The organism is Methylolobus aquaticus, assembly GCF_054172105.1.
This window is the reverse complement of sequence record NZ_JBSYXP010000007.1, coordinates 68,017-93,697: the sequence shown is the minus strand read 5'-3', so window position 1 is coordinate 93,697 and position 25,681 is coordinate 68,017. Positions and strand designations below refer to the sequence as shown.

Genomic DNA, 25,681 nt, shown 5'->3' with positions numbered 1-25,681 from the left:
CTCCTGGCTACGATCACACCCTTGGGCTCAACGGCCGCTTCCAGCATTGATCCGTCGTCCCCATCGTGTGTTGTCAGGCGACTCATCGGCCAAAACTACCGGTCGGCCGACGTCGAATCGTTGACCGCTACCGCCTCTTTGCTGTCGTTGATGGAGCGACACTAATCGGGTTGTTCACGACCCATAGCTGCTGACCCAATCTAGGGAAAATACATAAGAGCTAGAAAGCTCTACGTTCTCTTAATTGGTTGCTTGTTTGACGGTTTTCCCGAATATCCCTGTTCCAGAAGGGTGAGGCCTTTCTCAAACTCTTTTTCCACATAGGACTTTTTGCGGATCACCACACCGCTCTCGTCGCGTGGCTTATCGCTCGGATTACCTTTGAATGACAGCCAATTGAAGCTGGTCACTACGGCAAATGAATCGTCAGACACCAGAGATTTTCGGTGAGTGTTACCCACATAGACAAACCGGAAATTCGCGTATTTCGTCGCCAGTCGGTTCAGGTCCTTCTCCGCTGCTGGAGTGATCGGTAGCTTTTTCGCGGCATCGTTGTTTCTTGCGCCAGCTCCATCCCCATCGTCCAATCCGTAACCGATGTAGACATCAACTCCGTTCTGCAGGAGCACCTCAAGGGAGGCTACGAATTCCCAATTCACGACTTGATGACGAATCCACGGCGAAATTATTAGGAGGCGCTTCTTTGAATGCAGTAGGGCCTTAGTCAGCAGTCCAGGGTGTTCGTGGCAAAGGATTTGTTGAAGCGTTTCTCCCGACGACTCCGCATCGTTGTCTTTAACAGGATTTGCAGGAGGGGATACGCTTGCCGGTTGGATTGGCGGCGTCGCGACTGGAGCAGGTGCGGGCTTGGTGTAATCCGATACTTGTTCGACAACATCAGAAGCAGGAGCGGCTGACTTGTTGACGAGAAATTTCGCCCCGACTAAATCTTGTCCCCCAAGCTCCCTGAATCGAGCTTCATGATCCAACGAAGGCCCGTCTTCACGCCAGAAGGCAACATCTACCTCGTTCGTGCGAGTCTGATTGCGATAAAACAGCATGACGCAAGGCAGATAGTGAAGCTCTCTGCGTTCCACGCGTCGGACCGACAACAAGTCACTGGCATTCTCACGGCCTGCACGTTGTCGTGCCAATACGCGGTCGAAATCTTCCACTGGAATGTCTTCAACCTCAGGCCTCTTGGATGCCCCTGATGGAATCTCTAACAGGCCAAGTTCCCGCATATCGCGCGGCTTGTATAGGGCATTCGGGCTGATGAACAGCAGTCGCCGTGTGATGGCATCCAGGGAAATCCGGACTGTCTTTTCTTGAGGGGTGATGGTGGATGCGATTGCCAGGGCATTGCGTCCTTTGGCGGTCAACAGGACGCGAGGCTTGCCGTCGCCAATAGCGCGGACGTAGTTGATGAGTTCCAGGGTGTTGAGCCCGGCGAACACAGGCGTCAAAACATTGCTTGGAAGCCCGAGGAATGCAGCTATGTCATCAGGCGTATCTAGGCCTGCCGCTACTGCTTTCAATACGCCTTCATCGATCGGACTCAATGGCTTGTGGTCCAGTGTGAGAACACGCACGGTCAATAGGTAGACTGGCAAGCCAGCGTCCTTGAACGCCGCCAATTCATAGCCTGGACGTGCCGTGGCAGCTTTCTCTAGGGTTTCTTCGAGGTTCATTGCTGTAGCTCTTCAAGCGCGCAGGTATCAGGATGACGACGGATGTAGTCCACCACATCCTTAAGAGGGTTCTGCGCTTCCTCTGCCGTTTGGCAGTACACATGGTCGCCTACAATTGCCAGCAATTCGCGAGCTCTAGACAACGCGACGTTGATGCGCTCCATTTCCTTCAGGAAGCCCAATCCGTCTACCTCGGATCGCGTCACGGAAAATATTACCATGTCCGATTCGCGCCCCTGGAAGGCGTCAACCACATTGATGAAGATCTCTGAGTAGCTGTTCCATTCATGTTTTCGCGTTTGAATGGCAGTCCTGAGGCGCTGCTTCTGATCTCCATACCCTGTGAGGACTGCCACAGATATCTTTTTGTCCTTGAAACGTCCTTTTTGGATGAAGAAATCTATTCTCGACAACAGGGTGACTACCTGCTGTATCTCGTAGTCGTTGTGATACGAGGTGCCGACCCTGGTAGATTTTCTGCCTGTGATCTTGCTAGTCGAATACCACGTAACTGGGCGTGGCAGGGCCTTTGACAAAAATTGCTGCTCCTCACGCTCTACGCTTTTTAGCCTGCCTCCATAGAAGCACTCGGAGATCAGGTTGCCGATGGCAGGGATCATCCGATGTTGTGTCGTCAGCGTCTTGTGCAGGTCCGTCGGCAAGCCGTCCGTAAGATGCCGGAAAAGTGTGGCCTTCTGGTCTGCTACCGTAAGGTTGTATCTCGAGAGCAGGCCAGACGTTCGCAGATGTGGATCTTGGAATGGAGAAAGTTGTTGATTGTCTCCAACCAGGACCGTTCTTCTGGCACGCGACATGGGAACAAGCACCTCTGTGGGGGTGGCAATGGATGCTTCATCAACAATGCACAGGTCATAGGTGATTTCATTCCGCCCAGGCACACCCATGACTCCGAGGCAAGTCCCTGCAACGATCTGCGATGAAGCAATTACTGCTGCCTTGAACTCGCGGCTCCTCCCGAAACGCGCTTCCCATTCCGCATGTGAAATCACGAGCTTCTTGAGCTTGAGCCCGTCATCCGTTCCATTGGCATGAGCATCAGCCCATACGCGAAGGTCTGCGGCAGAGCAGTTCGCGTATTCCTTGAGATCATTCTTGTCTTCAACGTATTGGCCCAGGTCCCTGAGCGATTCTTTAAGCTCCTTAGCAATCTCATCGCGTTCGTGCGTCAAGCCTTCCATGCGTTCGTCCAGATCAGCGCGCTGTTCCGCGTCCAAAGCCTTCTTCGCATCGTCGGTCATTTGGGGCTGGAGTTCATAAATCCCCGCATCCAGTTCTTCTATGCGTGCCTTCAGACTTGCATGTCGTTCCAACGCCATCGCACGCCGGATGTCCGTCAAGCTGAGCCCATGCTGTAAAGCCCATTGCTCAATGAATTCACGCCCTGACTGCAACGCCTCCTTCCGCATCTCGGGCATCTTTGCGTCGAGCAGCATCTTCTTGCTGCTGATGGATATCCTTTCGTCGGATTCATGGCCAATCCGTACAGCCCGTGTCTTGCCCTTGCTGAGCTCGATTATGCGTTCCAGGGAGTTGTCCAGGGCAACGTGTGTCTGCGAGGTAAGGAGGACACGGGCATTCGGGTTCTGTCTCAAAAATTGCAGAACCAATTCAGTAATGAATGTCGTCTTTCCTGTGCCGGGCGGACCTTCCACCAGCATCAATGGAGGCCCGGAAAGCGCCGTCTTGACTGCCTCCCTCTTGTCGTCATCAATATGCGCCTGAATGAAATCCACATCGGCCGGAACAGGCACTGGAATGCTGTCAGGATTCAGGATGTAACGACCCAAATCAGGGTTTACGGATCGACCAAATCTGACCACTTCCACTGCGCTCTTTTGCTTGTCGAGAGCCACATCAGACTTGGTCGTGTCCACTTCAATCTTGCCGCTAACAGGCAACTCAGAATGCTCTGCCTTGTTGCGTTCGTTTGGCGCAATCAACAAGTAGCCGTCGCCGTATGAGATCACCGATCCATTGAACTTCTTGGCGCCGCAGTCAATGACGATGTCTTTGTCAGTCATCAAGTCCGTTTCGCTGCCAGGCGCCATCGTCAATCTGATGAATTCTCCGGATGACTCAGCCTTCCTGTACTGGGCGCTTGCCCGTCGCGACTTCTCCAGATCAGTCTTGGCGCTTAGCAGGTCTGTCCAGGTTCTGTACAACGCCTGTTCGCGTTGATCCAACACACGTTGCTTTTGGTCAGCGGAGAATTCAAGAATCTGCTCTAAAAAGCCATCGAATGTTGCAATCCCATCTGATCCGCCAGGGCCGCGTAGTGCGAACTTGTAGTCCACCTCACATGCGCCTGCCCGTTTTCGTTCCATTTCAGAAGGCAAATATTCGCGGGCCGAGGTAAGCGTGAGCTTGCCAGTCGCCTTCTCGACGGCTGCTGTATATCCGTACTTCTGCCCATAAAGCCTGATGCTGCGATCAGGCCGTTCATCAGTCGGGGCAATTTCATCGCAACATGCCGCCTCAAGATCGCGTTCGACGAATCGTTCAACATCGTCGTCTTGCAAGCCGAGGTCATGTTCGACGATGCCTCTGACCCTTTTCGTCAACGCGAAGAGCAAAGTCCCTTTTAATTGCTGGGCTACTGTCGATTTCAGCCGTTGCAATTCGCTTTGCAAAATTAGGACGCTCCCGGGTCTCGCAGCCGGGTCATCAAGAGCAAGGCAGCGACGCAGCAATCGCCGCACTCCTTCGTCCAACTGAATCTTCTCAAGCGCACTGAGCAATTCGCGATGCGTCGTTAGCGGCGTCTCACATAACGAAGCGATGACCAGGGCAGCGTATCCAAACACGTCTCGGCTGTAGCTGTAGCTCCCATCGTCAGCCTCGGGTGGGGCATATGGAGCCGATGTGAATTGGGCAAGCGTCACGCCGGGCGCTAGAAAATCGCGAATTTTTGAGATACCAAAATCACATATCTTGGGTCGCCAGTCTTCGGTCACCAAGATGTTTGATGGCTTGATGTCCCGATGAACGGTAGATCGTGAATACGCGAAGACGAGACCATCCAGTACCCCCTTGCCTATGGTCCTATAAAATTCATCCCAATTATGGAAGGGACGAGATTCGCAGACAGACTTTAGGTCTCTTTCGACCCAATCCATCACGATGAAATGTGCGCCAAGTTCTTCGTCTCGCCCCGAGTCAATGATCCGAACAATATTCGGATGATTAAGGTCAGATAACGCCTGAACCTCTCGCCGGAACGATTCCTCAATAACCTCATCTGTTCCATCGGCGGAGAGGAAAACCTTTATCGCTACTTCTTTCCCAGTATCAACATCGGTTCCCCTGTAGACTGAAGCCAATCCGCCGCTTCTTGGCTTGTTACGAGTAATGTACCGACCCCCAGAAAATTGAAGGCGTTGCGCCTGGGGAGTTTGATGGTCATCCTTTCTGGGTAGCGTCAGCTTTGATCTTGTCATTAAAGGCTCCGGTTTTTGGGTAAGCAGAGTAGTCAATTTGTGAATGCATCAAATTTTTGGTTTTGTTGCTTGTCTGGCAATTTCTGAGTAATTGACCAGGCTCGCGCTTATTACCCTACGCCCGCCCGAAATCGCCTCAAATTCCTGCAATGTAATCCAATGCAAATCGCCCCTGGCGCGGCATTCACCATACCCGTTTCAAGTGCCAACTTAGCACAAACTGGTGACAGTAATTTTGAGTACCCGTGACTCTCGCGAAGGACGGAAACAGGTTTATTGGCGCCACCGATGAATATGAGTCTGAGTGACCGTTTCGGCCGAGGTGTTGCCGTCGAAATTGCGATTACCGATACCGCTTCACCTTTTTAAGCGGTCAGGCCAGGGTCTGTGTCAAGGAGATTTGTCCCGGCCCGAAGCTGAGCGTCGCCTGCGCGCCGTTGACTAGAATCAGTTGCGGTGGCAGGTGTCCCACGTCCACGTCGTAGAGGATCGGTATGGACAAATCGCGCAGTGCGTCCATCAGGGCTTGGCGTTGGGTAAAGCCTTCGATCACCTCTGCGCCCGTGCGCCCGATCAGGAGCGCATTGGCACGTCGAAACCAGCCCGCGAGCTTCAGTTGATGCAGCGCACGACAATATTGCGCCGTGTTGAAATCACAGTTGTCCAGGTAGATCAGCAAGCCTTCGGGAGCGCACCGGCAGGCAAAGGCGTTGACATCACCCCACGGTGAGCCGCACAGCATCATGATTACATCGAGCGTACCGCCGATCAGTCGCCCCTCGGCACGGAAGGAAAAGGCACGGTCGTGTTCGTGGCCCAAGCACTTCCAACGGACCGGTGCCGTCCGGTCAAAGGCGGTGGTGTCATACGGCAGTGTCGACCAATCGCTATCGTGTGGCTGATACCGGGTCGCTGGAGTTTGAGTGAAGCGAGACCCCGGCGCTAAGGTGACGATGTCGTTCCAGTAGGCGAGGTGCGCGTCCGTCGGATCGATGGGCGCTTCCCATAAGTTGGTCCCGTTCAGCGTGGCGATCTGCGTCATCACGGTGTAGGGGAACATGAAGGTGCTCATGTCCGAGTAGCCGAGCAGCCATTTTGGTTCGGCGCGAGATAAGCTTCCGAAGTCGATCCAAGGCAAGATGTCGATCAGCAATTCGCCACCATTGGGCGGAAAGACGCCGGCAAGGCTCTCGTCCCTCAGCATCTGCTGCAGTTCTAGCGCCCGCTGGCGCGCCGGTGCGCTGCGCAACGTGGTTCCCCACAGGCAATGACCTTCTCGCACCGCGTAGCCGAGCTGCTTCAGCCAGGCATAGGCGAAGCGCATACGCGGCTCCAGTTCTGGCTTCACGCCCGCCGAGGGGGAGGTAATCCCGATGACATTGCCGCGCGCGAGCGGCTTCGGGAAGCGGACCGCGCTAAGCCTTTCGGAACCCGGGTTTAGCCCGGCGCTCAGTGTCTGTCCCCACGGACTGCCGGCCAGAGCCCCGGCGGCTGTCGCTAAGCCGATACTGCGCAGGAATTGTCTTCTGCTCGCGGTCATAACGCTCTCTGAAGTCCCGATCATCCCCCACTGCGCCACCGGATCAGCCCGTTCGCCTGATTATCCGTATGGCGGAAGGCAGGCGACCGCGCGGATCGGGACCGTGTGCACGGTCTGCTCAGGTTGCCGTCGAACGACGGGCGATCAATGCCATTCTCACTTTTCTTGGGACCCAGCATCGATTTCCGTCAAAGCAGTGCCCCACTAGACTTGAAGAGTAGGACAAGACGGTGCCATGGCGATAGTGTTGACTAACAGCCCGACGGGTTCTTCAGGAGCAAGCGTCCGTCCCCGCCCGTGTGGGTTATCGGATCCGGCACGAACAGTTGAGGCACTGGCGTTTCGAACGACCGTGGGCCTGAAGGCTTGTGCCTGGCGATCCATGTCGGACAATCGTGCCCCACTGCGAAGCCGGCCATAGAGCCCGTTCTCGCGAGAAGCTGAACGACGGCCTTCTTACCGACTCTGGCTCCGGATTCAGGGTGTTCTGTCGGCCTTTGCCGTGTCCCGACCAGCAGGCAATCTGTGGATAACATCCGGGGTTGTGGATAACTTTTTTGACACTTAAAGATTAAAGATAAGATTAAAGAAAGATTAGCAACACCAAAGCGGCCTAGGCCACATGCCCTGTAGCCCACGGCTGGCGCGGCTTCCAGCGAGGTTGGCCAACCCCCTGGGTGTCGGCCGTATAACGAGCTTTGCGTCGGTCGTATAACGAGTCTTCCGTCGGTCGTATAACGAATTCGTCGGCCGTATAACGAGTCCGCGTCGGTCGTATAACGAGTCGACCGGGATTGAACTGCGCCGGCCCTCAGTCCATCCGTGACAGGCAGGATCCGATGACAGGAAGCGTTGAGTAGGACCGCTTGAGCCCACCTGGCTCTCTGTATTCTATCCTCAGTGTTACGGTCTCCTGCCGCCTTACCGGCTGTTTCAAGGAGGATATCTGCGCCATGGCTGCCCGAATCCTGGTTGTCGAAGAAGAACGTGCGTTGGCTGAAGCCGTGGCCTTCCGGCTCGGCGCCGATGGGTTCCAGGTTGAACACTGCGCGACCGGGGCCGAGGCCCTGGCCGCCTTGCAAGCCAAGGGCTTCGACCTGATTCTGTTGGACATCGGTCTGCCGGATGCCAATGGCTTCGATCTGTTTCATGAGTTGCGGACGATATGCCCGGCACCGATCGTGTTCCTGACGGCCCGCGCGGACGAAGTCGATCGGGTGTGTGGCCTGGAACTCGGGGCCGATGACTATGTGACGAAGCCCTTCAGTCCGCGGGAACTGGTGGCCCGCGTCCGCACCGTGCTCAGGCGCTGGCGGCGAAAGCCCTCGCCGATTGACGACAGCGGAAGCGCCTTTCGCGTAGACGATGAACGGCGGAGCATCCGCTACCACGGTCAGGCCCTACCGCTGACCCGTTTCGAGTACGACATTCTGCGGCTGCTGCTGGGGCGTCCGGGTCGCATCTTCACCCGGGAAGAGCTGTTGCAGCGCGTCTGGGCTGAGCCGGAGGACCGCTGCGATCGGGCCGTGGATGCCCACATCAAAACGCTGCGGGCAAAATTGGCGGCGGTGTGGCCGGGTTCGGCGGTCATCCGGACGCACCGCGGTCTGGGGTATGCCTTGGCCGAGGAGGAGTTGGCGTGCGCCGCCGGCTGACCCTGGGATTACTGTTGGGGCTGGAAATCCTGTTCGCCGGCTTGATCTGGCAGGAGGCCCGCAATCTGGAGCGGCATTGTCGCGCCGCGACCGAGGCCCTGCTGACCGATACGGCCCAAGTGATCGCCAGGTTGCTCGCGGCCGATCTATACCAGGGTCACTTGCACCCGGATCGGGTAGGCCGCGTGCTCGCGCCGTTGGTGCCAGGCAAGACGCCTCAGACCACTGCGCTGAATCTTCCGGCCGAACCAGCGGCTGCCGTGCACATCCATGTGACGGATCAAACCGGTCGGACCCTGTTCGACTCGCACCGTCCCGAGGTGCTGGCTGCGACACCCGGATCGCAGTCCGGCGACGTCGCGCTGGATCGCTTCGTTACGACCTTGGATCGCAATCCGGCCACCGATGCCCTGAGCTCGATGGTGGTCGTGGCTGCGCCGATCCTGTGGCAGGCGCAAACCCTCGGCGAAGTTCGCGTCGGTAAGCCGATCGTCGGTTTTGAACTGTCGCTTCAGGCCGCGCGCTGGCATTTTCTGTTGGGTGGCTTGTACATGGGCCTCGCTGTGCTCGTGCTGGCCGGCGGCTTCACGCTGTGGTGGCTGCGGCCGCTGGATCTGTTGGCGGAGTACGCCGCCGTGTTGCGGCGTGGGCACTTTCGGGCCTTGCCCAACGTCGGTCGGAGCACTCTCGGCTGGCTGGGCACGGTGCTGGATGCTCTACGCGATGCCATCGCCGGGCGACGCTACGTCGAGGAGTATGTCCAGGCGCTGACGCACGAGATTAAGACGCCGTTGGCGACCCTCCAGGCCACGGCTGAAGTCTTGGAGGATTCGATGCCGCGTCAGCAGCGGCAACTCTTCCTGACGCACATCCAGGAGGCGGTGCATCGCCTGCAGGCCATCGTTGATCGGTTGCTCGAACTCTCGGCCGTGGAGACCCGGCGGAGCCTGACGGAAAAGCGAACGATCCGACTGGCAGACGTCGCAAGCGAAGCGATTACTGCCCTCTCGCCGGAGACGAAGGCCAAGCACGTGATCGTGAGCACCGCGATACCAGCGGGCGCGGCTGTGCGCGGGCAACGGGCGCTCTTGGTCTGTGCCGTGGTCAACCTGCTACAGAACGCGATCGAGTTCTCGCCGGAGGCGGGTCGCGTTGAACTCGCGGTCTCGGTGGTGGGTGATGACTGCACGCTCACCGTCCACGATGAGGGGCCGGGCATTCCAGCCTACGCCCGGAACCGGCTGTTCGAGCATTTCTACTCCCTACCCCGTCCCGGCAGTGGCAAGCGCAGCACGGGACTCGGGCTCACCCTCGTGCGCGAGATCGCCGAACTGCACCACGGACGCATCGACGTGACCAATCACCCCGACGGCGGTGCCATCGCGCGCCTGCGCTTGCCTAAGGCGTAACCGGCACGCGGGTAACCGCGCCGTTTCTTCACACCGCCTTCACACTTCCGCGCGGAATCCGCGCGAATTTCGCATACGGCGTTCACACAGCGGGTGGATGCTGCCGGCCTCAGTTATCGAACCGAGGCCATACCATGCATCACGCTGTGTCCGTCTATACATGTTCCGATCAGGTGCCGGGCCTTCGGCTCACGCCGTTCGCCAAGCCCATTTCGTCTACGAAACCAAAAATCCGGAGAAAGCGGCCGATTCTGGTGAGCTTTCGCCTGCACCAGGGCGCCGAGTGCCGGTACAGTCGGAATCCGCTAGCCAACCGACATGACCACTGAGGCCTGCTTTATGGATGCCGACATTTACGACCTCAACTTGCTTTTCCTGCAGAAGGCGCGGGAATGGCTGGTCTCCGGCCAGGAGCACAAGGCGCGGTTGCTGCTCGGGGTCACGCCCGATGCGGCCGCGGCACTGCGCCGCTTGCCACTTACGGCACTGCGGGATCTCGCTGCGTCGAACGTGCTCTGCTACACGCTGCGCTTGCCGCCGCAACTGTGGCGGGAACTGGCGCGGCAAGAATCGGCGCAGCGCTGTGCCGACCACCTGCGCTGGCATGTGTTGGCGGCGGCCACGCGGAGCACCGATGACCCCATCGCTCCATAGGCACCGGCAGCGCACGCTGGCTTTGCAGTTGCTTAAACGCCGACTGCGCTCGACGCCGGTGCAGCAGTTGACCGGACTGCCGATCCACGAGGTCCGGGCGCTGCACCGTGCGGTGCATGGATCCTCCGGGGCCTCCGGCCCTCTGCATCACACCGCCAGTCTGATGGTCAATCGGCGGGTTCAGGCGCAATTGTCGGTCTACGCACTGCTCTATCGACGCCTGGCTGACGCCACCGCGCTGCAGGCCATTGATGTCGATGCGTTGATCCGCAGCTACGACCTGTTCGTAGACTTGGGCGGTCAGCCAGGCGGGACGGGTACCGGGCGGGGTTTCGATTTCACGTCGGCCTATGTGCTGGTCCGAGATCTGTCGGCTGGAACGGCACGCCTCATGCCCTGCAGTGCCTGTGGCTTGGACTACCTGTTCGCCGATGGCGCCCCGATCGCGCCGACCTGCCCGTTCTGTCCGCGGCGGCCGCCACGGCCGCAATCAGTGAGACGGCGCTCCTCGTCATGATAAGCCTGTCCGGAACTCATGCCATGAGCCCACTTAATTCGCTGCGCGCGAACCCTTTCGCTGCAAACTCGCTATCCATCGCTGATATCCCCGCCCGACAAGATTCCGATAGTCGGTATTGCCTCAAGGAACTGCATCAGGCGACCGGCTACACCCAGGGGCATCGGCCGCGGGATTGGCTGGCGAACCGACCGATTCAGGCCTTGGGCGCTGAAATCGCAATAGGCGGAATTCCGCCTCTTGCTGCCAGACGACGGCTCGGAACCTTCGTCTGTCGAGCATTCGATCGATTGGCCAGAGCCAAAACCAAACACTTAAGTCAATGAACCTCTTGACTCTTCAGGACGCTTCTAGGCTTCTCCGCCTCCACCCACAGACTGTGCTGCGGATGTCTCGCAGCGGCACCATTCCCGCCGCCAAGGTGGGTCGCTCTTGGTTGTTTGTCGAATCAGACTTGCTGGACTGGCTTCGCTCCCGCTACTCTCAGCGGGCGCACAAGCAGCATGTCGACGTAGGAGATGAAACATGCTGTACAAGCAAAAGGGGAGCGCCAGATGGTGGATGCGGTTCCGCACACCAGATGGCCGAGAAATACGCGAATCTACTGGCACGACGGACCGCACCCTCGCCGAGGAGTATGAAGCGAGACGCAAGATGGAAATCTACCGAGTCGCAAAGCTCGGGGATCGACCAAGGAGAACATGGAAAGAGGCGGTAGTTCGCTGGCTGGAGGAGACGACCAAGCGGACGCTGCGCGACGATGTCTCTATGTTTCGGCGACTCGATCGCCATTTTGGGGACTGCTTCCTGGATCAGATCGGACCTGACAAAATCCGGGAGTTGATTCGATCAATGCGCGAGGAGGGCCTGACACCAGCACGGGTCAATCGAGTTCTCTGCCTCGTTCGGGCCGTTCTCAGAAAATCGGAACGGGAGTGGGAATGGATTGATCGTGCCCCTGTGGTCAAGATGCTGCCGGTTGAGAATCGTCGTCTGCGCTGGCTGACCCGTGACGAAGCGCAACGACTGATCGAGGAGTGTCCTCCGCATCTCGCTGCGATGGTTCGGTTCGCACTGGCGACCGGACTGCGGGAAGCCAATGTGACGAAACTCGAATGGTCGCAGGTGGATCTTGAGCGCCGGGTCATGTGGGTGCACCCGGATCAAGCGAAGGGGAAAAAGGCGATAGGGATCCCCTTGAATCGCGATGCCATGGTCGTGCTTCGAGAGCAGCAGGGAAAACACTCGACTCGGGTGTTCACTTACGAAGGACGGCCCATCGAGAAAGCCAATGCCGCGGCGTTTCCAAAAGCATGCAGGCGGGCTGGACTAACCGATATCTGTTGGCACAGCCTCCGCCATACCTGGGCGTCATGGATGACTCAGGCAGGGGTTCCGTTGGACAAGATTCAGCTACTCGGGGGCTGGTCCAACTTGGCTATGGTGCAGCGGTACGCGCATTTGGCTCCGGAGCACTTGGCCGAACATGCAGAGGCCGTATCGTGGGCGGTCCGCATAGAAACTGGCATAGTCGGGACCGGGGAAAACAGAAAGGCCGGATGAATCGGTCTTAAATCAGGGGCTTATTGGTGGAGATGAGGGGGATCGAACCCCTGACCTTCGCATTGCGAACGCGACGCTCTCCCAGCTGAGCTACATCCCCACGCGGAGGCCGTAGCATAGCCGATGGCGCCGGCCGACAACAAGAGTTCGCGGGACGACAAGGACGCGCGTTTCGGCGTTGTTCAGAGCGATTTCAAGGACCCGGATGCGCGACCGCCGAGGTCCGGTTGCTGGCATGGATGAACCGCGTCGGCGGGCGGGCTCGCTGGCCTGTTGGCCGCCTTGCACAGCGGGTGTTGGCGCCTCCTCTTGGTGCGTTGCGGGAGGGCTTTGCCGCTCTTTGGCGCCGGTCAGGCGCTGGTGAGGCCCGTGCCTGCTGGCGTGACGGGGTGGCGCGATTCTTGGTAAGGTTAGGGTCTACCCCTGTTTCCCTGCACTCTCGGAGATCCGCCCGATGGAAAAGACTGCCCAGTTAGAAATCGAAGGACGACCCTACAGCCTCCCCATCGTCGAGGGTACCGAGGACGAAAAAGCCATAGACGTCCAGCGCTTGCGCGCGGACACCGGCTACATCACGCTCGATCCGAGCTATGGCAACACCGGCGCCTGTGTTTCGACGATCACCTACATCGATGGCGACAAGGGCATCCTGCGCTACCGCGGTTATGACATCGCGGAGCTGTGCGAGCGCTCGACGTTCATGGAAGTCTGTTTCCTGCTGATTTACGGCGAGTTGCCGACCGACGAGGAATTTTCGCGTTTCAAGGAGCGGGTGCTGGCTCACTCGCTGATCCACGAGGACATGAAGAGCTTCTTCCAGAGCTACCCGGGACACGCCCACCCGATGGCGATCCTGTCAGCGATGGTATGTTCGCTGTCCGTCTATCATCCCCAGTTGCTGAAGGCCGAGCAGACCGGCGAGGAGCGCGAGGAGACGATCTCGCGCCTGCTGTCGAAGGTCCGGGTGTTGGCCGCGTTCGCCTACAAGCGTTCGGTGGGTGAGGCTTTCGTGTACAGCCGTCCGGAGCTGGATTACCTAGCCAATTTCCTGCACATGATGTTCACGACGCCGATGCGGACCTACGAGCCCGATTCGGTGATACGCAAGGCGTTGGACGTGCTGTTCATCATCCACGCCGATCATGAACAGAACTGTTCGACGTCGACGGTGCGCATGGTCGGCTCTTCCAAGGCGAATCTGTTCGCGGCCATTTCCGCTGGCATCTGCGCGCTGTGGGGGCCGTGGCACGGGGGCGCGAATCAGTCGGTCATCGAGATGCTCGAGGAAATCCACGCGGCCGGCGGCAACTACAAGAAGTTCATCGAGAAGGCCAAGGATAAGAATGACCCGTTCCGGTTGATGGGCTTCGGTCACCGCGTCTACAAGAACTACGATCCGCGGGCCGAGATCATCAAGAAATACTGCGATCAGGTGCTCGACCACCTCGGCATCAACGACCCGACGCTGGAGATCGCCAAGGGTCTCGAAGAAGCGGCGCTGACCGATCAGTATTTCATCGAGCGCAAGCTGTACCCGAACGTCGACTTCTATTCGGGCATCATTTATCGGGCGCTGCAGATTCCGACGAACATGTTCACGGTGATGTTTGCGCTGGGGCGCTTGCCGGGCTGGATTGCCCACTGGAAGGAGATGATCGAGGAACCGGGCATGCGGATCGCCCGGCCGCGGCAGATCTACATGGGGGCGACGCGCCGCGACTATGTTCCTCTTGCCCAGCGCGGTTCGAACTGACACCATCGGCGCAGCGCGCTGCTGACCGGCCGCGAGTCACCGGCTTGTCCGGGCGGCTCGCGCCGGGGCGGTGTGCTGCGTACCCTGTGTCAATCGGAATCACGCCATGCATGTCACCCTGGTCTATGTTCACGTAAAGCCCGACTGCCTCGAGGCTTTCATTGCCGCCACGGCGGCCAACCACGCTGCCTCGGTGCGCGAGCCCGGTAACCGGCGCTTCGACGTCCTGCAGAATCCCGACGAACCGACCCGTTTCATCCTGTACGAGGCCTACGTATCGGCGGAGGATGCCGCGGCCCACAAGGCCACGCCGCACTATGCCGCGTGGCGCGACGCGGTAGCCGACATGATGGCCGAGCCGCGCGTCGGGGTGCCGATGAACGGGCTGTATCCGGAGAGCTGACGTGATCGCACCTTTCGCGATAGGCCGTCTGCCGCGGATCGAGTTCGGTTCCGGCAGCCTCGACAAATTGCCCGGTATTGCGGCGCAGTTCGGCCAGCGTTTTCTGCTGGTGCTGGGCGCGCGTTCGTTCAGCGGCACGCCGCGCGCGGAGGCGCTGTTCGAGTCCTTGCGGGCCGCAGGCCTAACCTGGCATGTCGTGAGTATCCTTGGTGAGCCCTCTCCGGAGATCGTCGACGCGGCCGTGGCCGATTGGCGCGGGGCCGGAATCGACACCGTCGTCGGCATCGGCGGCGGCAGCGTGCTGGATGCGGCCAAGGCGATCGCCGGTCTGCTGCAGCCCGGCAACTCGGTCATGGACCATCTCGAAGGCGTCGGTCCCGAGAAGCCTTATCTCGGGCCCGCCACGCCGTTCATCGCCGTGCCGACAACGGCCGGCACCGGCTCGGAGGCGACCAAGAACGCCGTGCTGTCCCGGCTTGGCCCGGACGGCTTCAAAAAATCGTTTCGCGATGACAAGCTGATGGCCGAGTTCGCGATCCTCGATCCGGATTTGCTCGCAAGCTGTCCGCCGGACCTGATCGCGGCGAACGGCATGGATGCGTTCACGCAGTTGCTCGAGTCCTACGTGTCGATTCGCGCCAACCCGATCACCGATGCGCTGGCACTGACCGGCATGGCCGCGGTACGCGACGGCCTGCTGGCATGGTATCGGGGCGGAGACGGCGCAGCGCCCGCGCGTGAACGGATGGCGCTCGCCTCGCTGCTGTCGGGCATTTGTCTGGCGCAGGCAGGCCTCGGCTCGGTCCATGGACTGGCCCAGCCGCTCGGCTCGCTGTTTCCGATACCGCATGGCGTGGTGTGCGGCACGCTGGTAGCCGCCGCGACACGGCTCAATATCGAGGTGATGCGCGCGCGCGATCCGGGCAATCCGGCGCTCGCGAAGTATGCCGCGGTCGGCCGCTTGTTCGCCGCGCAGGACGCTGTCGCCGAGGGGGAAGCCCAGGACCGGCTGGTTGCCGTTCTGGATGAGTGGACCGACACGATGGCACTGCCGGGCTTGTCGACGCTGGGCGTCGCCGAGGCTGATTTCCCACGGATCATCGCCAACTGTCGCGGTTCCAGCATGAAGACGAACCCGGTCGTTCTGAGCGACGCGGAAGTTGCCCAGGTGCTAGCGGCGCGACTGGTCTGATTCGCCCGGTTTCAGCCCGCCGTTCGGGCGCCTTCCATGTACTCGATCTTCAACTGCACGGTCCGATTGCCGCGGAAGTCGTTGACATCCAGCCGGTAGGCCGCGGTGATGCGGCCGACGTCCAGCCATTGGTGAGGGTCGTCGACGAAGAACGCGATCGCATCGACGCGGCGGTCCGATCCGGTCGGGCGCAGTTGCAGCTTGAGGTGCTGGGTGCCAACGACGGCGCGCTCGACCACATCGAACGTGCCGTCGAACAGCGGTTCGGGGAAGGCCTGTCCCCAGGGGCCGGCTGCGCGGAGCGACTCGGCCGTGCCGATGTCGATCTGCCCCGGCTCCAGCGCGCCGTCGCTTTGTAGCAGCAGGCCTTCCTCTGTGCCGCCCAGGCGCTCGCCGACCATGCGTCCGAAACAATCGCGGAACGCGTCGAGGTGTTCGCGCGAGATGCTCAAGCCGGCGGCCATCGCATGTCCGCCGAAACGCCCGATCAGTTCCGGCTGGGCTGCGGCCATGTCACTGAGCAGGTCGCGGATATGCAGGCCCGGGATGGAGCGGGCCGAGCCTTTCAGTTCGCCGTTCGCGGCTTCGGCGAAGGCGATGACCGGGCGATGGAAGCGGTCCTTGATGCGCGCGGCGAGCAGGCCGACGACACCGGCGTGCCAGGCTTCGTCGAACAGACACAGCCCGCCGCGCTCGAGTGGGGTGTCGATGGCGTCCAGCCGCCGGACATGGACCAGCGCATCCTCCTTCATCTGCCGCTCGATCTCCTTGCGCTGCCGGTTCAGCTCGTCCAGCCGGGTCGCCAGCGTCAGGGCTTCATCCTTTTCGTTGGCCAGCAGGCAGGCGATGCCGAGGCTCATGTCCTCCAGCCGCCCGGCCGCGTTCAGGCGCGGTGCCACCGCGAAGCCGAGGTCCTCGGCGGTCAGGCCGGTGTGCGCCTTGCCCGCCACCTGCAGCAAGGCGGCGATGCCGGGGTGCACCCGGCCGCTTCGAATGCGTTGCAGCCCCTGGTGTACCAGGATGCGGTTCACGAAGTCGAACGGGACGACGTCGGCGACCGTGCCCAGCGCGACGTAGTCGAGCAGTTCCGCCAGATTGGGCTCGGGACGCCCGCCGCCGAACCCGCCCGTTTCTCGCAGTCGCGAGCGCAGCGCGCTGAGCACGTAGAACATCACGCCGACGCCGGCCATCGCCTTGCTCGGAAAAGCGTCGCCCGGCAGGTTCGGATTGACGATCGCGTCCGCCTCGGGCAGCGTCGCGCCGGGCAGGTGGTGATCGGTGACGATGACCTGCCAGCCCAGGCTCCGGGCTGCGCGAACGCCTTCGTGCGAGGAAATGCCGTTGTCGACGGTGATCAGCACGTCCGGATGACGGCTCTGTGCGACCTGAACGATTTCCGGGGTTAGGCCATAGCCGAATTCGAAGCGGTTCGGTACCAGGAAGTCAATGCGCCGCGCGCCGAGCGCGCGCAGGCCTTGCAGCGCGACCGCACAGCTGGTCGCACCGTCGGCATCGAAATCGGCGATGACGAGCAGGGCCCGATCCGCCCGAATCGCCTCGGCGAGCAGGCTTACCGCTTGATCAATGCCCGACAGCAGCCGCGGTGAGGGCAGGCGGGCGAGGGAGTGGTCGAGTTCTTCAGCCGCCGTGATCCGGCGCCCTGCGTAGACCCGCCGCAGCAGCTCCGGCAGTGCGGTGAGTTCGTTAGTATCGGGAACCGTGCGCCGCGCAATGGTGCGGGGTCTGGGGTGAAACAGCATGTCCGCCACTAGCCGTGGCGAACCTGTTGGTGACGGTCGGTTGGCCGGCGGCCATCATCCGTGCGCACAGTGCACGCTAACCGCGAGCATTTGTAGCGCGCCCCGTGCGCGCGGAACATTATTCGTGCGCGTGTTGCCCGCCACCCGCGCGGAACGCTATTCGTGCGCATAGCGCACGCTAAACCAGCTCGCGCGCCTTTTCGAATGCGGCACGGAAATCCAGGAACACCGGCTTGTCCGTCTCGAGCAGCAGGGCCAGCAGCCGGTTCTGCAGCTGGTACTTGATGTCGCCGATGGCCAGCGCACCGATGCCGACGGCGCCGGGGCTGTCGCTCGCATGGACCAGCGGTTCGCCGCAATGCTTCAGCTTGATGCCTTCGATGCCGAGCGGGGGCACAGCATTGACGTCACCAGCGACCTTGAGCTCCTTGGCGTCGGCGAGCACCGACGCGTTTAATACCTGGACCCCCGCCTTGGCGGTACAGAACACGATGTCTGCCTTGGCGATCAGACGCGCCTTATCGGCGTCCGAGCTGGCGAAGGTGCCGCGCAGCGTGCTGCCACAGCGCTGGTTGTATTCGTCGGCCTTCTCCATTGCCGCGGCGATGTTGAACGGATCGACCAGCGTTATGTCAGCGCCGGCCAGCGAGGCGATGACCCCGGTGGCGACGCCGACCGGGCCGGTGCCGCCGAAGACGACACCCTGTTGTCCCTTCAGCGAGAGGCCGTGACGCTCCTTGAGCTTCTTCTCGACCAGAGCGACCAGCGCGGCGGCCGTCGTGAAGGCGCCGCTGGGATCGGCCAGCACCGATACCTCGAACGGGGGCACCATGGCTTTCCTCGCCGCATCGAGCATGTTCAGCGCTACACCGATATCGCGTCCGCCGATGAACACGCCGGTCCGCTTCACGCCGGCCGGGCCGCGCGAGAAGATCGCATCCTGCACCAGACCGTTGACCTGCTCCGTCTGCACGTTGTCGTAGGGCACGAGCACATCGAAGCCTGCGTCCACCGCCATGTTGATATCGAACGGGCTCACATGCGGCATCGGATCGAACATGTGAAGAATGGAACGCTTTTCCATGGTGTCGCCTCGGGTTCGGTCAATCAGATCGGCATAGGGTAGCAGCGTAACCGGGGCCCTGACAGGGAAAAAGCCGGCAAGCCGGCTTTTCCGATGAGCCTGTCGGGTGCGGGGCCCGGCTCAGTCCCGGACGGCCTCGCGCGCGACGGCAAAGGCGTCGTGGTAAGCCAGGAATTCGGGGTTGCCCTCGCGCATGCGTTCCAGCAGGCGCTGCTGCGCCTTGTATTTGATCACGCCGATGGCCAGCGCGCCGATGCCGACGGCGCCGCTCTTCGATCCCGCGATCGGCGTCCCCTTGTGATGCGCTTCCAGACCCGCGATACCTGGGGGCGGTACGGCATTGACGTCGGCGGCCACCTTCAATTGCGGGCCCGCGGCGACCAGTTCGGCGCTCAATACTTCGATGCCGGCCGCGGCGGTCGCGAAGACGACGTCCGCCGTCTTGATCAGTTCGCCCTTGTTGGCATCGGCCTCACCCGCAATCGCGGTCTCGCCGTTCCCATAGGCTTCGTTGCACAACTCGGCGACGCGCTGCGCCTTCTCGAGTTGGCGGCCGACGATCTTGACGTTCGCACCGGCCTTCGCCGCGAGCACGGCGGCGATCTGGCCGACCGGGCCGGTGCCGCCCAGCGCCAGCACGTTCTTGCCGGCGAGATCGGTGTCGAAACGCTGCTTCAGTTCCCGTTCCACCATGGCAACCATTGCGGCAGCCGTCGTGAACGACCCGCTAGGGTCCGCGAACGCCGACACCTGGAAGCCGAAGTCCGGCACCATCGAGGCTTTCGCCGCTGCCAGCATGTCCATCGCCATCTTGACGTCGCGTCCGCCAATGAAGATGCCGGTGCGCTTCAGGCCCTTGGGCTTGCGGGAGAAGATCACGTCCTGGACCAGTGCGGTGATCTCACCGAGTTCGATGTTCAGGTAGGGAATCAGTGCATCCCAGCCGGCGTCCAGTCCCATGTTCACGTCGAACGGGCTGAGGTTTTTCTCGGGGGTGAACATGTGGAGGATAAAGGGCTTATCCATGAAGCGCGCCTCGGTGGTTCTTGGTGTTTTGACGGGTGGGACCATCCTCGCCAGGGCGCGGACGGCCGATTCGGCGCGGAGGATACCACATAACGACCGGCGGGACGGGCCGGTCCCAGGCGGGAGCCCGGTCCCGGCGCCGAGCCTGGCACCGGGACCGGATGGGAAGCCGACCGGGCGGTTATGCGGGATCGGCCAGCAGCTTGGCATGCGCCGCCGCGAGCCGGGCGACCGGCACGCGCGGCGCCGAGCACGAGACATAGTCGAGTCCGACGCTCTGGCAGAAGCGGATCGAGGCAGGGTGTCCGCCCTGTTCGCCGCAGATGCCGACCTTCAGGTTCGGCTTGGTCTGGCGGCCGCGCTCGACCGCCATCTTCATCAGCGTGCCTACACCGTTGACATCCAGCACCTCGAACGGGTTGTCCTTCAGGATGCCGGTCTCGATGTACAGCGGCAGGAACTTGTTCTCGGCGTCCTCACGCGAGAACGACAGCGTCGCCTGGGTCAGATCGTTGGTCCCGAACGAGAAGAACTCGGCGACGCCGGCGAGCGAATCGGCGCGGGTGCAAGCCCGTACGGTTTCGATCATGCTGCCGAACTTGACGTTCAGCGTGACGCCGTACTGGGCTTCGATCTCACCGCGCAGCCGGTCCACGCAGGTCTTGACCCATTTGAGTTCCTCCGCGCTGATGACCTGCGGCACCATGATTTCGGGCGCGACGGCAACGCCGGCCTTGAGACATTCGGCCGCGGCTTCGAGGATGCCGCGGAGCTGCATCTCGTAGATTTCCGGGTAGGTGATGCCGAGCCGGACACCGCGGTGGCCGAGCATCGGGTTGACTTCGAACAATTCGGCGACCTTTTTCAGCATCGCTTCCTTACGCGCGATCACGGCGTTGACTTGATCTTCGCCAATGTCGCTGGTTGCGATGCCGCCGAGCATCATCGCGGCGGCATTCCGGCCGCGGACGGCCAGGCGGTATTCCTTTAATGCTTCGATCTCGTCCAGCAACTGGTGTTCGCCGGGAAGGAATTCGTGCATCGGCGGGTCGAGCAGCCGCACCGTGACCGGTCGCGGCGCCATCGCCGTGAAGATCTCCTTGAAGTCCTGACGCTGGAACGGCAGCAGCTTGTCGAGCGCAGCCTTACGTTCCTCGGTGTTGTGCGCGAGGATCATCTCGACGACCACCGGCAGCCGGTCGGTCGCATTGAACATGCGCTCGGTGCGGCACAGGCCGATACCCATCGCGCCGTATTCGCGGGCCCGCTGCGCCGCGGCCGGCGTGTCGGCGTTCGCCATGACCTTCAGCTGCGACCGCTCGTCGGCCCAGCCCAGCAGGGTCTTCAGTTCGTCGGAGAAGACCGGCGGGATGGTCGGAATCTCGCCGAGATAGACGTTACCGGTGCTGCCGTCGATCGTGATGACGTCGCCCTCGCGCAGCGTGATGTCCCCGATGATCGCGATGCGTGCACGGGAATCGACCTTGATCCCTTCCGCGCCGGCCACGCAGGCCTTGCCCATGCCACGCGCGACGACTGCCGCATGCGAGGTCTTGCCGCCGCGGCTGGTCAGGATGCCCTGGGAGGCGAAGAAACCGTGGATGTCTTCAGGCTTTGTCTCCTCCCGGACGAGAATCACTTTGGTGCCGTTGCGTCCCAGCAGTTCGGCCTGGTCGGCATCGAACACGCACTGGCCGCTCGCGGCGCCCGGCGAGGCCGGCAGGCCTTGGGCCAATGCTTCCTGAGAATGGGACGGGTCCAGTGCCGGATGCAGCAACTGCTCCAGCAGTTCCGGGTTAACGCGGAGCAGAGCCTGTTCCTTGGTGATCAGGCCTTCGCCGACCATCTCGACCGAGGTGCGGACCATGCCGGTCGCATTCATCTTGCCGTTGCGGGTCTGCAGGCAGTACAGCACGCCCTTTTCGATGGTGTACTCGTAGTCCTGCACTTCCTTGTAGTGGCCTTCGAGTTTGTTCCGCAGGTCGACCAGCTGGCGGTACAAGTCGGGCATCTCGGTGGCCATCTCGTGCACCGGTTTCGGTGTGCGGATACCGGCGACGACGTCCTCGCCCTGGGCGTTGACGAGATACTCGCCGTACATTTCGTTCTCGCCGGTGCCGGGATTGCGAGTGAAGCCGACGCCGGTTGCGCAGTCATCGCCCATGTTGCCGAAGACCATCGTCACGACATTGACGGCCGTGCCGTTGGCCATTTCCGGCGTAATGTGGAACTCCCGGCGGTAGTCGACCGCGCGCTTGCCCATCCACGAGTTGAAGACCGCCTGGATGGCGATTTCGAGTTGCTCGTAGACGTCTTCCGGGAACGGCTTGCCGGTATGTTCCTTGACGACGATTAGGAAGCGTTCGGCGATGTCCTTCAGATGGGCGGCGTTCAGACCGATATCGGCCTTGACGCCGGCCTGGCGCTTGACCTCGTCGAACTGCCGGTCGAACAGTTCATCGGGTACGCCGAGAGCGACCTTGCCGAACAGCTGGATGAAGCGACGGTAAGCATCGTAGCCGAAGCGCTCGTTTTGCGTCTGCGCGATCAGTCCTTGCAGGGTTTGGCCGTTCAGGCCGAGGTTCAGGATGGTGTCCATCATGCCGGGCATCGACATCGCGGAGCCGGAGCGTACCGACACCAGCAGCGGGTTGTCGGCGCCGCCGAAGCCCTTGCCGGTTTTCTGCTCCAGTGCCGCGACATGGCTGCGAACCTCGTCGATCAGGCCGTTCGGCAGACGCTTGACGTCGAGGTACTCCAGGCAGGCGGCGGTCGTGATGACGAAGCCGGGCGGCACGTTCAGTCCGATCTGCGTCATCTCACAGAGGTTGGCGCCCTTGCCACCCAGCAGATGCTTGTTTTTGCCGTCGCCCTCGTGAAACGCGTAGACGTATTTGCTGTTCACTGAAAGAACTCCCTTGGCTTTGTAGAGGATTATGCGTTGTGGCGCGAAACCGCCAAATTGTTGTGGTTATGATACCTGATTGGGGTATGGCCGAGCCTGAGAATGCCGGGACGCGACACTGAATTTCGCGGGGGTATCGAGGTCACCGTTGTCGGGCAGGACGCGCCGGTTGGGCGGCCTCGGCCAGCGAGACTCTCTTCTCGCTCGGCTTGGGCTGTTCAGCGAATGCGCAGCACGAGTTTTCCCGTCGAGTGTCCCTCTTCGATGGCGGCGTGTGCGGCTGCAGCCTCGGCCAGCGGAAAAGTGTCCGCGACATGGACGCGCAGCCGGCCCTGGTCGATCCATTCCGCACAGCGGCTCAGTATCTCGATTTGGTGATCGCGCGCCGCGTCAAGGTTCCGCAGCATCGGTGTGAGCATCAACTCGAACCCAATGCGCAGATTTCGCATCCGTGCCTCGGCGAGTGCGGTGTCCCTGATGTCGAGCAGCGTGACCAGATCGCCGAAGTGCGCGGTGCAAGCGATGCTTTGTTGAAAGACCGCGGGCCCGACCGTGTCGAACACGACGTCGGCGCCTGCGCCTCCGGTCAGATCATTGACGGCCATCGCGAAGTCCGTGCCTCGGTAGTCGATGATCTCGTCGGCGCCCAGAGCGCGGACGAAGGCCGCCTTGTCCGCCGAACCGACGGTGGCGATGACCCGCGCGCCGTGGCGCTTGGCCAGCTGGATTGCGACATGTCCGACGCCGCCCGCGCCGGCATGGATTAGCACCGTGTGGCCCGGCTGGAGGCGTGCCCGGTCATACAGTGCGCCCCAGGCCGTGATCATTACCAGCGGCGCCGCCGCAGCCTCTTCGAAACTCATGCTGGCCGGCATGGGTACGGCCCAGCGCTGGTCGAGCACGGTATATTCGGCGTAGTTGCCGGGGTCGCCGCCCAGTCCGCCGTGACAGAAGTAGACCCGGTCGCCAAGCTGGAAGCGATGCGCGTCCGCGCCCTTGTCGACGACGATGCCGGCGCCGTCGCAGCCGAGCACGCAGGGCAGGGCATCCGGGAAAAACACCCCGCGCTGCCGCACTTTGGTATCGATCGGATTGATTCCCGCGGCGTGCAGCGCGACCTTGATCTGTGTCGGGGCGGTGATGGCGGGTTCGGGTATTTCGGCCAGTTGCAGCACGGACGGCAGGCCGACTGCGGTCATCAACATCGCTTTCATAGAGGGTGCTCTCGGTTTGTTCGGTGAGTGTGCCCGGCGCGCAGCTCCGGCGCTGCCGGTCAGCGGCGGAGCGGGGGAGGTCGGCCTATCGCAACCAGATGTTCGCGCCAATAGCGTTTGTTGAGGTCGGAAATGATCACCTGCCCGGCCTTGGCGCTGGAGGCGTGAACGAATTCGTCGCGGCCTATGTAAATGCCCACGTGTGACACCGGTGGCGTGCCGGTATCGAAGAACACCAGGTCTCCCGGGCGGCGCGCATGGACCGGCACCTTGGGTAGCCAGGACGCCTGTTCGACCGCGCGCCGGGGCAGATGGATGCCGTAGCGGCCGAAGACATACCGTACGAATCCGCTGCAGTCGAAGCCCTCGGCCGGGGAATTGCCGCCCCAGCGGTAGGGGGTGCCCTTCAGGCTCAGCGCGAACGGGATGACGGTTGGCTGCGGTACTGCCGCGCGGGGGCGCGGTATTGCGGCGGGTGGGGCTTTCGGGGCGCTGGAGCAGGCCGCGAGGCAGCACAGCACGCCGGCGAGGGTGATACGCCGCCAGTCAGGATCCAAATGCGCGGATTGGGTGCCCAGCATGCCCGTTGCGCCGTCAGAGGTTCGGTGCGCGAGTTTTTACTCCGGACCCGGGGGCCTGTAAAGACCGGGCGGCTAGAAGGCGGCCGCGAACCCGGCCAGGCCGATGAAGCCCGGCGCATCGCCGATGCCGCCATTGGCGCTCCCGAAGACTTCCAGGGTGTCATCCAGGGTGCAGGTGGCGCCGGCCCCGAATACCTGTCCGTTGAAGCTCCGGAACAGTCCATCGCGATCGACGCGCACGGTAGATCCGCGCGGCAAAGCGGCGCCGTTGTGGTAACCATGCACGAACAGGGCGACGTCTTCGGTCAGATCGCGTTGCAGCGACCAGGACAGGGTTTCCTCCACGAGGTTCGATTCGTGGTTGAGGAAAATGCTCGTCAAGCCGATATTCCACTCCAGACCCAGCCCGAAGGGCAGGGTGTGGTCCAGGTTGACGGACCAGGCCCATTGCGTGTGATCGCTCAGTGAGGACGAGCCCCAAGTCGTTTGGACGTAGGTTTCGAGGGCAACGGCCGGGATGCGATAAGCCGGGTTTTCTTCCCAGATCTGATATTTGACATCGAACGTCAACGGGCTGAAACCGACCGTCGTCGGTGCGCCCTCGACCACGGTCAAGCCATTCGTGAACAGACGAAATTCCAGATTGTCCGTGACGCCATACCTCAAGAACAGCTCCCAGTCGTATTGCGGGGCCGTCCGCTGCGTGGCCGAGTAATAGCCCACCGGCGAATTCTCGAAATAAAAGCGGCCTTCGGGCAGCGTGAACGCGCTGTTCGGGAAGTTGGCCGTATCCGGCCCAGGGGTGCTGATATCGGGCTGCGCCCGCTCTTGCGGGGTTGCCGGATCTCGGTACAGATAAGGTGCCCAAATCCACTCACGCGTCGCGGGGCTGGATTCCGGAACCTCGGAACGCGTGAGACCCTTGCCGCGGCGTTCCAGGTTGGTTGGGGTCGCAGCTTCCGATTCCGACCCCCCTGCGGGCCTGCCGCGTCCGGCACAGCTCGGCAAAATCAGTGCGGCCACGACGATCAGGAGCCGCCATGCAACATGCCGGGCGCACCCGCGCATCATCCGGCCGCGGAAGGAGTGGGGCGGAACACGCCGCGCGCCGGTCTGGTGGTGTGCGGCGGGCGCCGCAAGGCGCTGAATTCACAACTTCGGGTGGGCTCGGGTATCATCCGCCGTCCGTCCTGCACCGCATTTCGGTCCGCTGCCGAGCGTTCGGCAGGGCCCGAGCCTGATCAACCCTCTTTCCGTCCGGGACAACATCCGTGTT

At 61.6% G+C, this 25,681-nt stretch carries 18 protein-coding genes, 1 tRNA gene and 1 pseudogene; 9 read left to right on the top strand and 11 right to left on the bottom strand.

Annotation, left to right across the window (positions count from 1 at the left end; translation table 11 throughout):
* Positions 1 to 230: 230 nt before the first annotated feature.
* From ACW73L_RS11260 to ACW73L_RS11250, 3 genes are all read right to left on the bottom strand, one after another.
* Complete coding sequence (locus ACW73L_RS11260) at positions 231 to 1,691, bottom strand: phospholipase D-like domain-containing protein (RefSeq protein ID WP_498922033.1); 1,461 nt, start codon at positions 1,689 to 1,691, stop codon at positions 231 to 233.
* A complete protein-coding gene (locus ACW73L_RS11255; RefSeq protein ID WP_498922031.1) occupies positions 1,688 to 5,149 on the bottom strand; it encodes an AAA domain-containing protein in 3,462 nt (1,153 codons plus the stop codon). Before ACW73L_RS11255 ends, ACW73L_RS11260 begins: the two co-directional genes overlap by 4 nt.
* Positions 5,150 to 5,522: 373 nt before the next feature.
* Positions 5,523 to 6,689, bottom strand: a complete 1,167-nt coding sequence (locus ACW73L_RS11250; RefSeq protein ID WP_498922029.1) for a S66 family peptidase — start codon at positions 6,687 to 6,689, stop codon at positions 5,523 to 5,525.
* Between the two features lie 953 nt (positions 6,690 to 7,642).
* On the opposite strand from ACW73L_RS11250, the gene creB reads away from it, so the two are divergent.
* The 6 genes and pseudogenes from creB to ACW73L_RS11220 all read left to right on the top strand — a co-directional run bounded on the left by creB (position 7,643) and on the right by ACW73L_RS11220 (position 12,487).
* Positions 7,643 to 8,344 carry a two-component system response regulator CreB gene (gene creB / locus ACW73L_RS11245; protein WP_498922027.1) on the top strand — a complete coding sequence of 234 codons (702 nt, stop codon included), beginning with the start codon at positions 7,643 to 7,645 and terminating at the stop codon, positions 8,342 to 8,344.
* Positions 8,329 to 9,753, top strand: a complete 1,425-nt coding sequence (gene creC, locus ACW73L_RS11240) for a two-component system sensor histidine kinase CreC (protein WP_498922025.1) — start codon at positions 8,329 to 8,331, stop codon at positions 9,751 to 9,753. The genes creB and creC overlap by 16 nt, the downstream gene beginning before the upstream one ends.
* 318 nt (positions 9,754 to 10,071) lie before the next feature.
* On the top strand, positions 10,072 to 10,407 hold the full coding sequence (locus ACW73L_RS11235) for a flagellar transcriptional regulator FlhD (protein WP_498922023.1): 336 nt from the start codon (positions 10,072 to 10,074) through the stop codon (positions 10,405 to 10,407).
* Positions 10,388 to 10,924: a FlhC family transcriptional regulator gene (locus ACW73L_RS11230; protein WP_498922021.1), complete on the top strand. Its 537-nt coding sequence runs from the start codon at positions 10,388 to 10,390 to the stop codon at positions 10,922 to 10,924. Before ACW73L_RS11235 ends, ACW73L_RS11230 begins: the two co-directional genes overlap by 20 nt.
* Positions 10,925 to 11,246: 322 nt before the next feature.
* A pseudogene (locus tag ACW73L_RS11225) lies at positions 11,247 to 11,390 on the top strand (helix-turn-helix domain-containing protein); the annotation flags it as partial.
* A 59-nt stretch (positions 11,391 to 11,449) separates the two neighbouring features.
* Positions 11,450 to 12,487, top strand: a complete 1,038-nt coding sequence (locus tag ACW73L_RS11220; RefSeq protein WP_498922019.1) for a tyrosine-type recombinase/integrase — start codon at positions 11,450 to 11,452, stop codon at positions 12,485 to 12,487.
* A gap of 24 nt (positions 12,488 to 12,511) precedes the next feature.
* Here ACW73L_RS11220 and ACW73L_RS11215 read toward each other — a convergent pair.
* Positions 12,512 to 12,587 (bottom strand) — tRNA-Ala (locus ACW73L_RS11215).
* Positions 12,588 to 12,941: 354 nt separating this feature from the next.
* Between ACW73L_RS11215 and ACW73L_RS11210 the strand changes: the two genes are divergently transcribed.
* From ACW73L_RS11210 to ACW73L_RS11200, 3 genes are all read left to right on the top strand, one after another.
* On the top strand, positions 12,942 to 14,240 hold the full coding sequence (locus ACW73L_RS11210; RefSeq protein WP_129883180.1) for a citrate synthase: 1,299 nt from the start codon (positions 12,942 to 12,944) through the stop codon (positions 14,238 to 14,240).
* Positions 14,241 to 14,346: 106 nt separating this feature from the next.
* Positions 14,347 to 14,643, top strand: a complete 297-nt coding sequence (locus tag ACW73L_RS11205; RefSeq protein WP_498922016.1) for an antibiotic biosynthesis monooxygenase — start codon at positions 14,347 to 14,349, stop codon at positions 14,641 to 14,643.
* Position 14,644: 1 nt separating this feature from the next.
* Complete coding sequence (locus ACW73L_RS11200; RefSeq protein ID WP_498922014.1) at positions 14,645 to 15,835, top strand: iron-containing alcohol dehydrogenase; 1,191 nt, start codon at positions 14,645 to 14,647, stop codon at positions 15,833 to 15,835.
* An 11-nt stretch (positions 15,836 to 15,846) separates the two neighbouring features.
* Here ACW73L_RS11200 and recJ read toward each other — a convergent pair whose 3' ends face one another.
* The 7 genes from recJ to ACW73L_RS11165 form a co-directional block, all read right to left on the bottom strand.
* Complete coding sequence (gene recJ / locus ACW73L_RS11195; RefSeq protein WP_498922274.1) at positions 15,847 to 17,595, bottom strand: single-stranded-DNA-specific exonuclease RecJ; 1,749 nt, start codon at positions 17,593 to 17,595, stop codon at positions 15,847 to 15,849.
* Positions 17,596 to 17,773: 178 nt separating this feature from the next.
* Positions 17,774 to 18,679, bottom strand: a complete 906-nt coding sequence (locus ACW73L_RS11190) for an NAD(P)-dependent methylenetetrahydromethanopterin dehydrogenase (RefSeq protein ID WP_129883184.1) — start codon at positions 18,677 to 18,679, stop codon at positions 17,774 to 17,776.
* Between the two features lie 120 nt (positions 18,680 to 18,799).
* Positions 18,800 to 19,705 carry an NAD(P)-dependent methylenetetrahydromethanopterin dehydrogenase gene (locus ACW73L_RS11185; RefSeq protein WP_498922012.1) on the bottom strand — a complete coding sequence of 302 codons (906 nt, stop codon included), beginning with the start codon at positions 19,703 to 19,705 and terminating at the stop codon, positions 18,800 to 18,802.
* A gap of 181 nt (positions 19,706 to 19,886) precedes the next feature.
* Complete coding sequence (gene ppdK / locus ACW73L_RS11180; RefSeq protein WP_498922011.1) at positions 19,887 to 22,610, bottom strand: pyruvate, phosphate dikinase; 2,724 nt, start codon at positions 22,608 to 22,610, stop codon at positions 19,887 to 19,889.
* Positions 22,611 to 22,828: 218 nt separating this feature from the next.
* On the bottom strand, positions 22,829 to 23,824 hold the full coding sequence (locus tag ACW73L_RS11175) for a zinc-dependent alcohol dehydrogenase family protein (RefSeq protein WP_498922009.1): 996 nt from the start codon (positions 23,822 to 23,824) through the stop codon (positions 22,829 to 22,831).
* 59 nt (positions 23,825 to 23,883) lie between these two features.
* Entirely contained in the window at positions 23,884 to 24,405 is a 522-nt protein-coding gene (locus ACW73L_RS11170) for a C40 family peptidase (RefSeq protein WP_498922007.1), read from the bottom strand.
* A 72-nt stretch (positions 24,406 to 24,477) separates the two neighbouring features.
* The gene (locus tag ACW73L_RS11165; RefSeq protein ID WP_498922005.1) at positions 24,478 to 25,428 is read right to left on the bottom strand and encodes a transporter; all 951 of its coding nucleotides are present in this window, start codon (positions 25,426 to 25,428) and stop codon (positions 24,478 to 24,480) included.
* Between the last annotated feature and the right edge of the window lie 253 nt (positions 25,429 to 25,681).

Coding starts and splice junctions, on each gene's coding strand:
- ACW73L_RS11250 (WP_498922029.1), bottom strand. CDS start 6,689: ATGACCGCGAGCAGAAGACAATTCCTGCGCAGTATCGGCTTAGCGACA.
- ACW73L_RS11185 (WP_498922012.1), bottom strand. CDS start 19,705: ATGGATAAGCCCTTTATCCTCCACATGTTCACCCCCGAGAAAAACCTC.
- ACW73L_RS11235 (WP_498922023.1), top strand. CDS start 10,072: ATGACCACTGAGGCCTGCTTTATGGATGCCGACATTTACGACCTCAAC.
- ACW73L_RS11205 (WP_498922016.1), top strand. CDS start 14,347: ATGCATGTCACCCTGGTCTATGTTCACGTAAAGCCCGACTGCCTCGAG.
- ACW73L_RS11190 (WP_129883184.1), bottom strand. CDS start 18,679: ATGGAAAAGCGTTCCATTCTTCACATGTTCGATCCGATGCCGCATGTG.
- ACW73L_RS11170 (WP_498922007.1), bottom strand. CDS start 24,405: ATGCTGGGCACCCAATCCGCGCATTTGGATCCTGACTGGCGGCGTATC.
- creB (WP_498922027.1), top strand. CDS start 7,643: ATGGCTGCCCGAATCCTGGTTGTCGAAGAAGAACGTGCGTTGGCTGAA.
- ACW73L_RS11175 (WP_498922009.1), bottom strand. CDS start 23,824: ATGAAAGCGATGTTGATGACCGCAGTCGGCCTGCCGTCCGTGCTGCAA.
- recJ (WP_498922274.1), bottom strand. CDS start 17,595: ATGCTGTTTCACCCCAGACCCCGCACCATTGCGCGGCGCACGGTTCCC.
- ACW73L_RS11210 (WP_129883180.1), top strand. CDS start 12,942: ATGGAAAAGACTGCCCAGTTAGAAATCGAAGGACGACCCTACAGCCTC.
- ACW73L_RS11230 (WP_498922021.1), top strand. CDS start 10,388: ATGACCCCATCGCTCCATAGGCACCGGCAGCGCACGCTGGCTTTGCAG.
- ACW73L_RS11255 (WP_498922031.1), bottom strand. CDS start 5,149: ATGACAAGATCAAAGCTGACGCTACCCAGAAAGGATGACCATCAAACT.
- ACW73L_RS11220 (WP_498922019.1), top strand. CDS start 11,450: ATGCTGTACAAGCAAAAGGGGAGCGCCAGATGGTGGATGCGGTTCCGC.
- ACW73L_RS11260 (WP_498922033.1), bottom strand. CDS start 1,691: ATGAACCTCGAAGAAACCCTAGAGAAAGCTGCCACGGCACGTCCAGGC.